Origin of the sequence: Cohnella faecalis (genome assembly GCF_003570905.1) — a bacterium.
GTDB classification, from domain to species: domain Bacteria; phylum Bacillota; class Bacilli; order Paenibacillales; family Paenibacillaceae; genus Cohnella; species Cohnella faecalis.
Map to the genome: position 1 here is coordinate 1,779,592 of NZ_QXJM01000039.1, position 13,168 is coordinate 1,792,759.

Genomic DNA, 13,168 nt, shown 5'->3' on the forward strand with positions numbered 1-13,168 from the left:
ATACACCTTTCCTTATACAAAAATCCGAAACCGAGCTCCCTCTCCGATGCTGCAAGCCCGAATCCGATTCAAACCGCGTTCGTCGAACTTATAGCTGTCCGGATTTGCGACGAGACGATCGATTGCCTCTCGGTAAGCTCGAAGAACGGTCTCGTTATACTCTTCCGTCTTAAGCAGCGCTTCGACATACAGCTGTCCACTCCCGGCTGCATACAGCTCGGGCAGAGCTTCCAGCAACAAAATATCGTCCGACTCATCACATGAGTGCCGTTTGCAGCATATCGGCGCGAGCGACTCTGGTGGAGAGAGCGCGGACAAGACTGTTTCTGGTCGAAATGGAAAGGCCGGACGAGAGATTCCCCGTCTATGAGGATGCAACGGCACTCATGTGATGAGCCGGACGATATTTGTCTGCTGGAAGCTCTGCCCGAGCTGTATGCAGGCCGAGTGGACCAGCCTGTATGTCGAAGCGCTGCTTAAGACGAAGAGTATAAACGAAACCGTTCTTCGAGCTTACCGAGAGCAATCGATCGTCTCGTCGCAAATCCGACAGCTATAAGTTCGACGAACGCGTTTGAATCGGATTCGGGCTTGCAGCATCCGGAGAGGAGCTCGGTTTCGGATTTTTGTATAAGGAACAGGTGTATTGATTCAAGAATGAAAAGGAGAGAAGAACCGATGTCATCCGTTCTCTCACACGATCAGCCAAGGCTCGCGGGAACCCGTGCCAGACTTGCGAAGCCTGAATTGCTTGCTCCCGCAGGCAGCTTGGAAAAGCTTAAGTTCGCTGTTCATTACGGAGCCGATGCCGTCTATATCGGCGGACAACAATATGGCCTTCGCTCCAACGCGGACAACTTCAGCTTCGATGAGATGCGGGAAGGCGTCGAGTTCGCCGCCAAATACGGAGCCAAAGTGTTCGTCGCCACGAATATTTACGCCATCAAGAGGATCTGGCCGGTGTGGCCGATTACTTGAAGGAGCTTGAAAATGCGGTATTTCCGCCATTATCGCCGCCGATCCGCTATCGTTGAGACGGCTCAGCAGGTTGCTCCGAAGCTGGAGGTCCATCTAAGCACCAGCAGTCGACGATGAATTGGCAAGCGGTTCGTTTTTGAAGGAAGAAGGGCTTCCGCGCGTCGTTCTCGCCCGCGAGACGTCGATGGACGAAATTCGCGAAATGAAGCGACGCGTCGATATCGAGCTGGAGGTTTTTATCCACGGCGCGATGTGCTCCTCGGTATCGGGACGATGCGTTCTATCCAATCATTTTACCGACCGCGATTCCAATCGGGGCGGCTGCTGCAGTCGTGTCGCTGGAAGTACGATTTGAAAGCGGACGAACGCAGCGTAGCCGATCCGGAGATGAACCTGTTCACGATGAGCTCCAAGGATCTGTGCATGATCGACCATTTGCCCGACTTGATCGATGCCGGAGTGGACAGCTTCAAAATCGAAGGACGGATGAAAAGCATCCATTATGTCGCTTCGGTCGTGAATGCCTACCGGCAGGCAATCGATTCGTATATGGACAATCCCGAAGGCTACGCTCTTAGGTCGGAATGGCTGGAGGATATCGGCAAGGCGGCGAACCGCCCGCTGAACACCGGCTTTTTCTATACAACTCCCGGAGCGGAGGAGCATATTTACGAGCCGGAAGAGAAGGCGGCTCCGTTCGATTTTGCGGCCGTCGTAACCGAATACGACGAGGATACCGGAATCGCGACCGTCCAGCAGCGCAACTTTTTCCGCCCTGGAATGGAAGTGGAGTTTTTCGGTCCCGTGGCCGCCGGTTCGTTCAGAGGGTCGGCGATATGACGGATGTCGAAGGAAACAGTCTTGAGGTCGCACGTCATCCGCTTCAATTAATCCGCTTTCGCACGGAACATCCAGTAGCTCCGTTGGATATTATGCGAAAAAGAATCGGCTAAACAGGGAAACTTTGTGCACAAAATAGGACTTTAGTGCAAAGGATTTTCATTCCAGCTGTCGAATGTAGTCAAAGTAAGCAAAATCGTTGTCTGAAAGGCGGCCAACGACACGCTTTCTTGGGACTTTCGACAGTTTTTTTGTTGCCGCCGACAGTCTTCACTTTGGTACCGGAGGTGTAACAGTGTATGAAGAAGTCGTGGCGTGATCTGACTAAGACAGACAATTGGAAAGCCAAAACCAAATCTGCAAGTGGTTTAACTCAGCGTATTGGGGGGAAGTTGAAGGGGAAGAGATTTGAGAATCCGGTTCGCTCGGTTGGAATGAAGCTGTTTTTGCTTATTTTTTGCAGTATTTTGGCGTGCGTCGTTACACTAGGTATTTTCTCCTATTCGAAATCCAGCTCAATCATTAAAAATAAGGTGGCGGAAGCGAGCCGGCAGACTGCCGAGCAAGCGGCAGGCAAGTTCTCGTTGCTGTTTGACGGGTACGAGCGGCTGTCACTGCAATTTATTACGGATAGCGGCTTTACCGATTTGATTAATACGCTCGCCGCCGCGAACGACGATTACGAGAAGTTCGATATGTCTCGCAAGCTGACCGAGAAGATGAGCGGAATGGCTATGTCGGACAGCACGCTCGAATCGATCTCCCTCGTGCCGGTTAATGAGAAGGACCAGACTATGACAACGGGAGGCACGTTGCGTAGAGAAGGTCTTACGAGCACGCCTATTCTGGAGAAAATCAAGGAGGGCAGCGGAAAAGCGGTATGGATTCCGACGATGACAAAAGGGGTCGACGGATCTCGCACCTTTCCGACGTTTGCGGTCGGACGCTACCTGAGTCTCGGGAAACAATATTACCTCCTCATCGAAATCAAGCAGCGGTACTCGATTCGCTCATGCAAACCGTTCAATTCGGCGAAGGAAGCTCGAGCTACATCGTCTCGCAGGACGGTGCATCGTATACGGGCCCGACAATGGGAAGCTGGGCACAAAATATTCGTTCGAGCTGCCGGGGGAATCCGGTACGGCTACGATTAAAGAGAACGACCAAGAAATGCTGTCTACCGCCGGAACGATGGATACGAGCGATTGGACTCTGCTTGGCAATATTCCGGTATCGAGCCTTGTGAAGGACGCGAAGGCGATCAGCAACTTGACGTGGCTGATGTCGTTGCTTGCGGCGCTTATAGCTGCGGCTATCGGCTTGATCGTGCTTCGGACGGTTGGCAGACCGCTCGTACAGCTTCGCACGCTCATGAACGAGGGGAAAAAGGAAACTTGACCGTTCGTTCGACCATTCGCAAAAAAGACGAAATCGGTCAAGTGGCGGACAGCTTCAATCGTATGATGGAAGAGATTACGACCTTGGTTCGTCAGACGAACAGCTCGGCGAAAGAAGTTCTCGATACGGCAACCTCGCTTACGGACGCTTCGCGCAAGACGGCCGAAGCGGCTAAGGAAATCGCCATCGCTACGGAAGAAATCGCCAACGGCGCAACGAATCTCGCCTTCGAGTCCGAGAAGGGGACGGATATGACGTCCGAAATCGGTACCCAGGTTCAGACGGTCATCGCCTCCAACGTCGAGATGGGCAATTCGGCCAACGAAGTGGAGGAAGCTTCACGCCGCGGTTCGGATTACATGGACACTCTGATCAACAAGACGGGTCAGACGGAAGAAATGACTCGCTCCATGGTTGAAAAGGTGGACAAGCTGAAGGACAGTACGCGTTCGATCCGAAAAATTCTCGATGTGCTCGGCAATATGACGAAGCAGACGAACATCTTGTCGTTGAACGCCACAATCGAGGCGGCCCGCGCGGGTACGGCCGGAAAAGGCTTCATGGTCGTTGCGGACGAGATACGCAAGCTGGCGGACCAATCCCGTCAGTCGATCGGAGTCGTCGGCGAAATCGTCGAAACGATTCAGCGCGAAATCGACGAGACGGTAGCCGTACTGTCTCTGGCATATCCGATTTTCCAAGAGCAGATCGAATCGGTGCGCGAAGCGAATCAGATTTTCGTCGCTGTTCAAGACAACATGTCGAGCTTCGTAGGCCGGTTGGATTCGGCGACCGTCTCGGTCAGGCAGCTGGAATCCGCTCAATCGACGCTTTCGCTGGCAATGAGCAACGTGAGCGCTGTCGCCGAGGAAGCGTCCGCTACTTCGGAGCAGGTCGCTTCGCTCAGCAATGAGCAGCTTGGCATCAGCGACGGCTTGGTGCAGCTGTCCAATCGATTGGAATCGGTATCGACCCAGCTTCGCGAGTCGCTCTCCCGATTTACGGTAACTTAATAGATAGGTGCGCTCTGAATGCAGGAGCTGCCTCAAGGCTTGGTAGCCTTGAGGCAGCTCCTTTATTTGTAGGTTACGAAGAGCCGCCGGAGCTGTTTGCCTAAAGAGTGGTACCTCGTCCCGCTGTTGAGCATGCGCCCCCACTATTCGTCGAAAGAATGGTACCGCGTCCCACTGATGAGAGTCCGTCCTCGCCAATCGTCGAAAGAATGGTACCTCGTCCCACTGTTGAGCATCTGCCCCCGCTATTCGTCGAAAGAATGGTACCTCGTCCCACTGTTGAGCGTCCGTCCCCGCCAGTCGTCGAAAGAATGGTACCGCGTCCCACTGATGAGAGTCCGGCCTCGCCAATCGTCGAAAGAATGGTACCTCGTCCCACTGTTGAGCATCTGCCCCCGCTATTCGTCGAAAGAATGGTACCTCGTCCCACTGTTGAGCGTCCGTCCCCGCCAGTCGTCGAAAGAATGGTACCTCGTCCCACTGATGAGAGTCCGTCCTCGCCAATCGCCGAAAGAATGGTACCTGGTCCCACTGTTGAGAGTCCGTCCCTGTTATTCGTCGAAAGTATGGTACCGCGTCCCACTGTTGAGAGTCCGTCCCCGCCAATCGCCGAAAGAATGGTACCGCGTCCCACTGATGAGAGTCCGTCCTCGCCAATCGTCGAAAGAATGGTACCGCGTCCCACTGTTGAGCGTCCGTCCCCACCAATCGCCGAAAGAATGGTACCGCGTCCCACTGATGAGAGTCCGTCCTCGCCAATCGTCGAAAGAATGGTACCGCGTCCCACTGATGAGTGTCCGTCCTCGCCAATCGCCGAAAGAATGGTACCTCGTCCCACTGTTGAGAGTCCGTCCCCGTTATTCGTCGAAAGAATGGTACCTCGTCCCACTGTTGAGAGTCCGTCCTCGCCAATCGTCGAAAGAATGGTACCGCGTCCCACTGTTGAGCATGCGCCCCCGCTATTCGTCGAAAGAATGGTACCTCGTCCCACTGTTGAGAGTCCGTCCCCGTTATTCGTCGAAAGAATGGTACCGCGTCCCACTGATGAGAGTCCGTCCTCGCCAATCGTCGAAAGAATGGTACCTCGTCCCACTGTTGAGCATCTGCCCCCGCTATTCGTCGAAAGAATGGTACCTCGTCCCACTGTTGAGCATGCGCCCCCGCTATTCGTCGAAAGAATGGTACCTCGTCCCACTGTTGAGCATCTGCCCCCGCTATTCGTCGAAAGAATGGTACCTCGTCCCACTGTTGAGCATGCGCCCCCGCTATTCGTCGAAAGAATGGTACCTCGTCCCACTGTTGAGAGCCCGTCCCCGTTATTCGCCGAAAGAATGGTACCTTGTCCCACTGTTAAGCGTCCGTCCCCGCCAATCGCCGAAAGAATGGTACCTCGTCCCACTGATGAGAGTCCGTCCCCGCCAATCGTCGAAAGAATGGTACCGCGTCCCACTGATGAGCGTCCGTCCCCGCCAATCGCCGAAAGAATGGTACCTCGTCCCACTGTTGATCATCCACCCCCGCTATTCATCGAAAGTAAGGTACCTCTTCCCACTGTTGAGAGTCCGTCCCCACCAATCGCCGAAAGAATGGTACCGCGCGTCCCACTGATGAGAGTCCGCCCTCCGCCAGTCGCCGAAAGAGAGGCATCCCATGCTCAATGGTCGCGTCGGAAGAGGAGTAGCGCGTGTTATCTGCCGGACCCTGTATATTTTGGAATCCCCGAAATACGGCAACAATGAGAAAAGGAGGAATGGACGGAGGGAAGCAAAATGTCGAATCGGTTTGCCTATCGCGCTTTTCAAATGTTGCTGATTCTCGTCTGCTTGTTCGCCATCGCGGCGCTTCGACTGGCTTGGGTTCAACTGGGATCGGGTCGGGGGAGAGCGGAACCAAGCGCGTCGATCGCCCGTCAGGCGGTGCTGGAGCATTCCGATGAGCTCGTGATCGATACGGGTAGAGGAAGATTTCTGGACCGGAACGGGTATTTGCTGACGGACCGGACGGTAAACGGGCTGGTTGCTTTTCCAACTGGCGGAATGCCAAGAGGCTCGGAGGCTTCGATCAATCAATTGGCCGCTGCTTTGGGAACGACGGGCGAGAGCTTATCCAATTGGTTGGATAGTTTGAAAGAGCCCGCGATGTGGAGGGCGCACAAGTCCCCTGTCGCGGCGAACCTGACGGACAAACAGGCGAGCGCCGTTGCGTCCGCAGGCTTGAACGGCGTATTCGCGCTACCGTACCGCAATAGATATCCGGACGGCTCCGAGCCGCTCCATGCCATCGGTTACGTATCGCAGCATCCGGAACGGCTTAGCCGGTTATATGCGAGCCAATTAGCACGAAATCAAATCAAGGAGACAGACGGGATCGGGGGCTCAGGTCTTGAGAAGTCGCTCGATAGGCTCATACGGGGCATCGGTCCGACGGAGGCGGTAAGGCTTACCGATGCGCAACGAAGACCTCTCTCCGGCTTGGGCGTACGTCTAACGACTCCCGACAATGCCCATTTTCCTCTGCAGGTTCATACGACCCTCGACCATGGCATGCAGGAGGCCGTTGCTGCGCTCATGGAGAAAGCGGGTGTTAAGCAAGGGGCGGCGGTCGTTCTGGACGTCCGTCAAGCGGATATATTGACCATGGTTTCTCTCCCGAAGCTCAATCCGTATCGAATCGGCGCGGAAGGGACGGATGAACGGAATCATGCCCTGACCGCTTTTCCGCCCGGCTCGGTGTTCAAAACGGTTACGTTGGCGGCTGCCCTCGATTCGGGTACGGCGAAGCTGGACGATTTGTTTCGTTGCGACGGGGAATTCGACCGCTACGGACTCAAATGCTGGCTTCAGGGCGGGCATGGGGTATTGACGCTGGCCGAGGCATACGCTCAATCATGCAATGTCGCCTTTGCGATGCTAGCGGAGCATCTGGATCCCGCTTGGCTGCAAATTACGGCGGATAGATTGGGACTGGGCAGGCAAATCGGGTGGAATTCGGAGGCTTTCAAGGATGGAAAGCCGCTTCGTCTATTGGGGGAAGAGGAGAGCGGAAAAATATTCTCCAGCCGCAAGGCGGCGGAAGACGGAGGCGTGAGAACCGGAACGGGTATCGGGCAACGGGACGTACGCTTGACGCCGCTCCAAGCGGCTAACCTCGTCGTCACGCTCCTGCATGGAGGTAAAGTCGCTTCTCCGCGGATCGTATCGGAAATCCGTTATGGCGACGGGGCTTTGTTCGCCGCGTTGCCCCCGCAATCCGCTCCGTCCTCGTATGGAGCCATACGTCCCGAGACAGCGGCGGCCGTACTGAAACAAATGAGGGCGGTTGTAACGGACGGGACGGCGGAGAGCGCGCTCGGCAACGCTAAATGGCCTTTGGCGGGCAAGTCGGGAACGGCGGAGCTCGCAGGCAAGCTTAAGGCCCGCAACGATCATTGGTTCATCGGTTACGGGCCTGCGGAAGGGACTCCCCGCTATGCGGTTGCCGTGCTTATTGAAAACCAGCCGGCCGGCTTGCGCAATCGCGCCTCGGCTTTGTTCGGCGATATTATGGATTCTCTTCGAGATCGGGACGAGCAGGCTGAGGCTCGAACGGAGCGACGGTGAATTCTTCCTTCGGATACCGGATCCAACGGTGGAAGTAGCCTTGATCGTACAATGCCTTCAGCAGAATCATCAGGATCGGAGCGAGAATGAGTCCCGCGACTCCGAACAACGACAAGGAGACCATCATGAAGGCAAGCATCGTAAAGGCGGACACGCCGATCGTCTGGCCGGTTATCCGGGGCTCTAGAATTTGCCGCGTAAGGGTAACGAAGACAAGCAACCCCGTTAGCCATATCGCCAGCGAGGTGTCCCCGACGATAAATAAATAGATGACCCATGGAATGAACAGCGTATTGACGCCGAGCAGAGGCAGCACGTCGAGAATGCCGGCGAGCAGCGCAATCGCGAAGGCGTTATTGACGCCTAAAGCGAGCAAGCTTACGAAAATGACCGCGAACGTGATGCTGATCAGTATCGCTTGCGACTTCAAGTAAGCGCCGATTCCCCAGAACACGTTGTTGCGCAGGAAGTCGAGGGCAACCTTCAGCGTCTTCGGCGCGCGTTCGGTGCCGAGACGCTTCCACGTGTCGATCTCCACGCTGAGAAAATAAGCGAGGACGACGGCAATCGAAAAATTGAGAATGAACGAAGAGAAGGAAGTCAAAAACCCGATGAGCCACTTAAGAAATTGCTGCGCCCACGTCGTTCCTTGCTTTGTAATGTTGTTGACGACTTCCGCGAGCTTCGTATCGAACCCTTCGGGCAAATCCGCGAACCGGTCTTTGAGCTCCGCTGAAATCGATGCGAATTGGTTCTGGAACATTGTTTGATAGGTCGGCAATTTATCCATCAGCTGTCCGATTTGGTAAGTGAACATGAAGCCGATCCCGACGAACAAGGCAATGATAATGAGCATGAAAAACAGGACGCTTATGCCCGCCCCTATCGATTTTCGAATTCCAAGCTTTTGCAGCTTTTTGGCTAGCGGCTCGATGCACCAGAAGACGATGAAGGAGAGAAACACAGGCGTGGCGAGGTTGTACAAATAGCTGAACAAATACATGACGAGCCAGACGGTTAGCGCAATGACGGCAATATCGAAAGCGGTGCGCCAATATTTTTGATACAACGAGAACATTTCCGTAACTCCCTTGTTGGTGATTTTGGGACAACCTTCCTCTTACCAGTGTACACGATTCCAAAAAAGATGCCTATAACCATGCCTATTTTCCGTGGACGTATGATAAAATAGAACAAGCACAAAATCGCTCGTACGACTATTTTGCATACATGATGGTGGGGAAGGCATGGAAATCATCCTTTGGATCGGTTTTTATTTTTTGACTTTTTACGCGTTTTTACCGGCGTTTGTCAGCAGGGTGTTCGGATTTCGGGTCTTTATGCGAGGAAAAACCAAGTCGGAAATCGCTCTGACGTTCGACGACGGTCCGGATCCCGTGTACACGCCGATCCTGCTCGATCTGCTAAAGAAGCACGGCGCGAAAGCAACCTTTTTCGTAGTGGGGGCCAATGCGGAGAAATACCCGGAGCTCGTCTCCCGCATGCATGAGGAAGGGCATATCGTCGGTATCCACAATTACGTTCATCACTCGAATTGGTTCATGAGGCCCAAGACGGTCAAGCGTCAGATTCATCGGACCTCGGACGTCATCAAAAAAATTACAGGCGCAAGACCCAAGTACTATCGGCCTCCATGGGGCATCGTCAACGTATTCGATTACGGCAATATCGGCTACCTGCAAATCGTTCTATGGACATCGATGTTCGGCGATTGGCGCAAAAAGATCGGAGCGGAGAATCTGTACCTGAGAATGCGCAAAAAGCTGAAGCCGGGCGAGGTGTTCCTGCTTCACGATTGCGGCATTACGGTCGGCGCCGACAGAGACGCTCCGGCCAACACGATTGCCGCCTTGGCGAGAATTCTCGAAGACGGGCGAGAGCTCGGATACCGGTTCGTCGGCATCGATGAAATGATCGAGCTGACGGAAGGGAAGAAATCGAAGATAAGCACGGAAGCGGAAGGCTCGCCGTCCGTCGGTCCCGTCAAACGGGTGCTGGTCGCTTGCTGGATGCTGTGGGAGAAGCTGTTTCACGTTACGTTCAGACTGAAGCCGATCGGCGACGGAAAATCGTTCAATTATCGTGTTCGCAAGTATTCGGGACCGGTCGTCTATTTGCGAGACGGCAAGACGCTGCGCTCCGGGGACAAAATTATGGAGATGCATTTCGAGAATCGGATGCTGTACGACATGGGCATGAACTCCCGTTCGGCCGTTCACACCGCGATTCGGCTCGTTCGCTCGGTTGCGGACGCGCTGCCGTTCTACGCAAGGGAACTCGAAAGCTTGCCCGACAGAGACGACGTAAAGGCGCTGTACGGCGTATCGATTATTCATCGCGGCTCGGACGGGCTCGGATTTCAAATTTTCGATTTGCCTCGGGGAATGTTTTCCTGGACGTCCGATTTGTATTTGCGCTTCATGATGTCGATTATTACTCCCGAAGGAAGCAAACGGGTACGGGAGCGCGGCACCAGGCTGCACCCCGGATGCTAGTCATGGAACGCGAAGATTTGCTGGAATGGAAAGACAAGACGCACAGACCGAAAGCCGCGACGAAACGGGCTCCGAAGACGAATGTCGAATTGGTCTCGATGACAGAGGAATCCGCATTCCACGAAGAAGCGGGCAAGCTGGTATAAAAGGATGAAAGCCTTCGAATCCGTACACGTTGACGTTGCGTGCATGCGGGCCGAAGGCTTTTTTTTCGACATGAAAAAGCCGTAGATCCGTCGGATGCAAGATCCTGTGGAATCTACGGCTTTGTTTTGCAGCAGCTTATTACATCTTCATGACGCCGCCTTGGCTGGCGTTGGTGACGAGGTAGGAATAGCGGGCAAGGTAGCCGCGTTTGATTTTTGGCTCGAAGCCCGGCCAATTGGCGCGACGGCGCTCCAGCTCTTCGTCGCTCACTTCAAGCGTGATCGTACGGTTGTTCATGTCAAGCTCGATCATATCGCCGTCGTTGACGAATGCGATCGGACCGCCTTCGGCCGCTTCCGGAGAGATGTGGCCGATCGAGATGCCGCGGGATGCGCCGGAGAATCGGCCGTCGGTAATAAGACCGACTTTCGTTCCGAGGCCCATGCCGACGATTTGCGAAGTCGGAGCGAGCATTTCCGGCATGCCAGGTCCGCCCTTAGGCCCTTCGTAGCGAATGACGACGACGTGGCCTTCTTTGACTTTGCCGTTCGCGATGCCGGCAAGCGCATCGTCCTGGGAGTCGAAGCAAATGGCGGGGCCGCGATGGTAGCCGCCTACCGATTTGTCGACGGCGCCGACCTTGATGATCGACCCGTTCGGAGCGAGGTTGCCGAAGAGCACGGAAAGGCCGCCCTCTTTGCTATGCGGATCGTCGATCGGACGGATAACGGTTTTGTCGAGAATTTCGCAGCCCTCGACGTTTTCGCGAAGCTTTTTGCCGGAAACCGTCATTTCGTCCCCGAACAGGGCGTCGTCTTTTTTCAGCAGCTCATGGATGATGGCACTGACGCCGCCTGCGTTATGCAGGTCTTCAATATGATGGTCGGAAGCCGGAGCGAGCTTGGACAAATAAGGGACGCGCTTGGCTACTTCGTTGATGCGCTCGATCGGATACTCGATACCCGCTTCGTGGGCGAGGGCGAGCGTATGAAGCACGGTGTTCGTCGAGCCGCCCATCGCCATGTCGAGAGCGAAGGCGTTGTCGATCGTGTTTTTCGTGACGATGTCGCGCGGTTTGAGATCGAGCTTGATGAGCTCCATTAATTGACGAGCCGATTTCTTGACGAACTCTTTGCGTTCTTCCGCGACAGCCAGAATGGTGCCGTTGCCGGGAAGGGCGAGGCCGAGCACTTCGGCCAGGCAGTTCATCGAGTTGGCGGTGAACATGCCGGAGCAGGAGCCGCAAGTCGGGCAGCCGTATTGCTCGAGCTCGGTCAAGCTTTTCTCGTCGATTTTGCCGGACATGAACGCGCCTACGCCTTCGAAGACGGAAGTGAGCGAGATGGCGCGTCCGTCGCTCGTGCGTCCGGCTTTCATCGGGCCGCCGCTGACGACGATAGTTGGAATGTTGACGCGCAGAGCGGCCATCAGCATGCCGGGAGTAATTTTGTCGCAGTTCGGAATACAGACCATTCCGTCGAACCAGTGCGCGTTAACGACCGTTTCGACGGAGTCGGCGATAATTTCGCGGCTCGCGAGCGAGTAGCGCATTCCGATGTGGCCCATTGCGATGCCGTCGTCAACGCCGATCGTGTTGAACTCGAACGGTACGCCGCCTGCTTCGCGGATCGCTTCTTTGACGATTTTGCCGAATTCCTGCAGGTGAACGTGGCCGGGAACGATATCGATATAAGAATTGCAGACGGCAATGAACGGCTTGCCGAAGTCTTCTTCCTTAACGCCTGCGGCACGCAGCAAGCTGCGGTGCGGAGCGCGGTCGAAGCCTTTAGTTATCATGTCCGAACGCATTTTGGAAGCCATGGTAAAGCCCCTCTCTTTATACTGTGATCTGTTCATGTCATACCTTTGAGTTTATCACATTAGGGAGCGGCTTGACCAGATGGGTGATAGGGCGCGTCGGTCATAACGGGGGTCAATATCTTTAAGAAATCTTCAGAATGTTCTCGGAAAGCTCCTTATTTTTAACTCTTATGATTTGGCTTATAGACAAAACGCAAGGAGTTGGGGAGCTTGAACGCAAAAACAGGCGTTCCCCACGATTTGCGGACACCGCTCAACAGCATAATCAGCTATTTGGATTTGTTGAAAGCGAAAGCCTATCGGGACGAAGCGGAATACGACCGATTCGTCGGCAACACTTGCAACAAGGCGCAGCAGCTTCGCCTTCTTAGTTGACGAGCTGTTCTTGGAGACGCATGCCCGACTCCTGGGAGCGAACCCAAAGCCGGGCTTGCCGCCGAACCAAACCGAGTCGGATAAGCGCTGTGACCGACGAACGTCCGCGCCAAGCCTAGCCCGACGTTCAACTGCGAAACATACCTTTATTTTGAGGATGGATCGGCATTCTAACGATATTACCTGCAAAAGGTACATGTATCTAGGGTACTTTTACCGATAAGCTCCGAAATGACAAAAAATAACGGCGCTTATTGCAGTTCAATCTCAGCGGTACGGATCTACACGATGAATAGTGGTATCTATTGCAGTTAATTATCCGGCCCGTCAGACAGCAAAGGCGAAAGAGACGCGGGTTTTCTTAAGAATACCGGAAAGCATAAGTTTTCAAGCTCCTTAAAGCTTCGACGTACAAAGGCTGCCAAAGGCGTATTGGCTTGCAACCCTGTCTTATTCCCGCCAGTCTATGAAACGTCAAACC

General features: G+C 54.5%; 11 protein-coding genes and 1 pseudogene. 9 read left to right on the forward strand and 3 right to left on the reverse strand.

What is annotated here, in order from left to right; genetic code table 11:
* Positions 1–12: 12 nt before the first annotated feature.
* Positions 13–237, reverse strand: a complete 225-nt coding sequence (locus D3H35_RS30910; RefSeq protein WP_158594210.1) for a U32 family peptidase — start codon at positions 235–237, stop codon at positions 13–15.
* A 441-nt stretch (positions 238–678) separates the two neighbouring features.
* Here D3H35_RS30910 and D3H35_RS32700 point away from each other — a divergent pair, with 441 nt between their 5' ends.
* From D3H35_RS32700 to D3H35_RS21195, 6 genes and pseudogenes are all read left to right on the forward strand, one after another.
* Positions 679–978 carry a peptidase U32 family protein gene (locus D3H35_RS32700; protein WP_233568035.1) on the forward strand — a complete coding sequence of 100 codons (300 nt, stop codon included), beginning with the start codon at positions 679–681 and terminating at the stop codon, positions 976–978.
* 184 nt (positions 979–1,162) lie between these two features.
* Positions 1,163–1,931 (forward strand): annotated as a pseudogene (locus tag D3H35_RS32705) (peptidase U32 family protein).
* A 279-nt stretch (positions 1,932–2,210) separates the two neighbouring features.
* Positions 2,211–2,972 (forward strand): hypothetical protein, encoded by a 762-nt coding sequence (locus D3H35_RS21185; RefSeq protein WP_147355907.1) that lies wholly within the window; start codon positions 2,211–2,213, stop codon positions 2,970–2,972.
* A gap of 16 nt (positions 2,973–2,988) precedes the next feature.
* Positions 2,989–3,216: a hypothetical protein gene (locus D3H35_RS34255; RefSeq protein ID WP_325050118.1), complete on the forward strand. Its 228-nt coding sequence runs from the start codon at positions 2,989–2,991 to the stop codon at positions 3,214–3,216.
* Positions 3,213–4,229, forward strand: a complete 1,017-nt coding sequence (locus tag D3H35_RS21190) for a methyl-accepting chemotaxis protein (protein WP_325050119.1) — start codon at positions 3,213–3,215, stop codon at positions 4,227–4,229. The genes D3H35_RS34255 and D3H35_RS21190 overlap by 4 nt, the downstream gene beginning before the upstream one ends.
* A 1,769-nt stretch (positions 4,230–5,998) precedes the next feature.
* A complete protein-coding gene (locus D3H35_RS21195) occupies positions 5,999–7,828 on the forward strand; it encodes a peptidoglycan D,D-transpeptidase FtsI family protein (RefSeq protein WP_119151117.1) in 1,830 nt (609 codons plus the stop codon).
* Here the strand turns inward: D3H35_RS21195 and D3H35_RS21200 are convergent.
* Positions 7,770–8,906 (reverse strand): AI-2E family transporter, encoded by a 1,137-nt coding sequence (locus D3H35_RS21200; protein WP_119151118.1) that lies wholly within the window; start codon positions 8,904–8,906, stop codon positions 7,770–7,772. The genes D3H35_RS21195 and D3H35_RS21200 overlap by 59 nt on opposite strands.
* A 169-nt stretch (positions 8,907–9,075) precedes the next feature.
* On the opposite strand from D3H35_RS21200, the gene D3H35_RS21205 reads away from it, so the two are divergent.
* Positions 9,076–10,344 (forward strand): polysaccharide deacetylase family protein, encoded by a 1,269-nt coding sequence (locus tag D3H35_RS21205; protein WP_119151119.1) that lies wholly within the window; start codon positions 9,076–9,078, stop codon positions 10,342–10,344.
* Entirely contained in the window at positions 10,338–10,490 is a 153-nt protein-coding gene (locus tag D3H35_RS30915; RefSeq protein ID WP_158594211.1) for a hypothetical protein, read from the forward strand. The genes D3H35_RS21205 and D3H35_RS30915 overlap by 7 nt, the downstream gene beginning before the upstream one ends.
* A gap of 139 nt (positions 10,491–10,629) precedes the next feature.
* Here D3H35_RS30915 and ilvD read toward each other — a convergent pair whose 3' ends face one another.
* Positions 10,630–12,300, reverse strand: a complete 1,671-nt coding sequence (gene ilvD / locus D3H35_RS21210) for a dihydroxy-acid dehydratase (protein ID WP_119151262.1) — start codon at positions 12,298–12,300, stop codon at positions 10,630–10,632.
* Between the two features lie 222 nt (positions 12,301–12,522).
* Between ilvD and D3H35_RS32710 the strand changes: the two genes are divergently transcribed.
* On the forward strand, positions 12,523–12,687 hold the full coding sequence (locus D3H35_RS32710; protein WP_233568036.1) for a histidine kinase dimerization/phospho-acceptor domain-containing protein: 165 nt from the start codon (positions 12,523–12,525) through the stop codon (positions 12,685–12,687).
* The last annotated feature ends 481 nt before the right edge of the window (positions 12,688–13,168 follow it).

Bases quoted from the DNA above. Each gene is read 5' to 3' on its own strand.
- D3H35_RS34255 (WP_325050118.1), top strand. From the start codon at position 2,989: ATGCTGTCTACCGCCGGAACGATGGATACGAGCGATTGGACTCTGCTT.
- D3H35_RS32700 (WP_233568035.1), top strand. From the start codon at position 679: ATGTCATCCGTTCTCTCACACGATCAGCCAAGGCTCGCGGGAACCCGT.
- D3H35_RS21195 (WP_119151117.1), top strand. From the start codon at position 5,999: ATGTCGAATCGGTTTGCCTATCGCGCTTTTCAAATGTTGCTGATTCTC.
- ilvD (WP_119151262.1), bottom strand. From the start codon at position 12,300: ATGCGTTCGGACATGATAACTAAAGGCTTCGACCGCGCTCCGCACCGC.
- D3H35_RS21200 (WP_119151118.1), bottom strand. From the start codon at position 8,906: ATGTTCTCGTTGTATCAAAAATATTGGCGCACCGCTTTCGATATTGCC.
- D3H35_RS21205 (WP_119151119.1), top strand. From the start codon at position 9,076: ATGGAAATCATCCTTTGGATCGGTTTTTATTTTTTGACTTTTTACGCG.
- D3H35_RS30915 (WP_158594211.1), top strand. From the start codon at position 10,338: ATGCTAGTCATGGAACGCGAAGATTTGCTGGAATGGAAAGACAAGACG.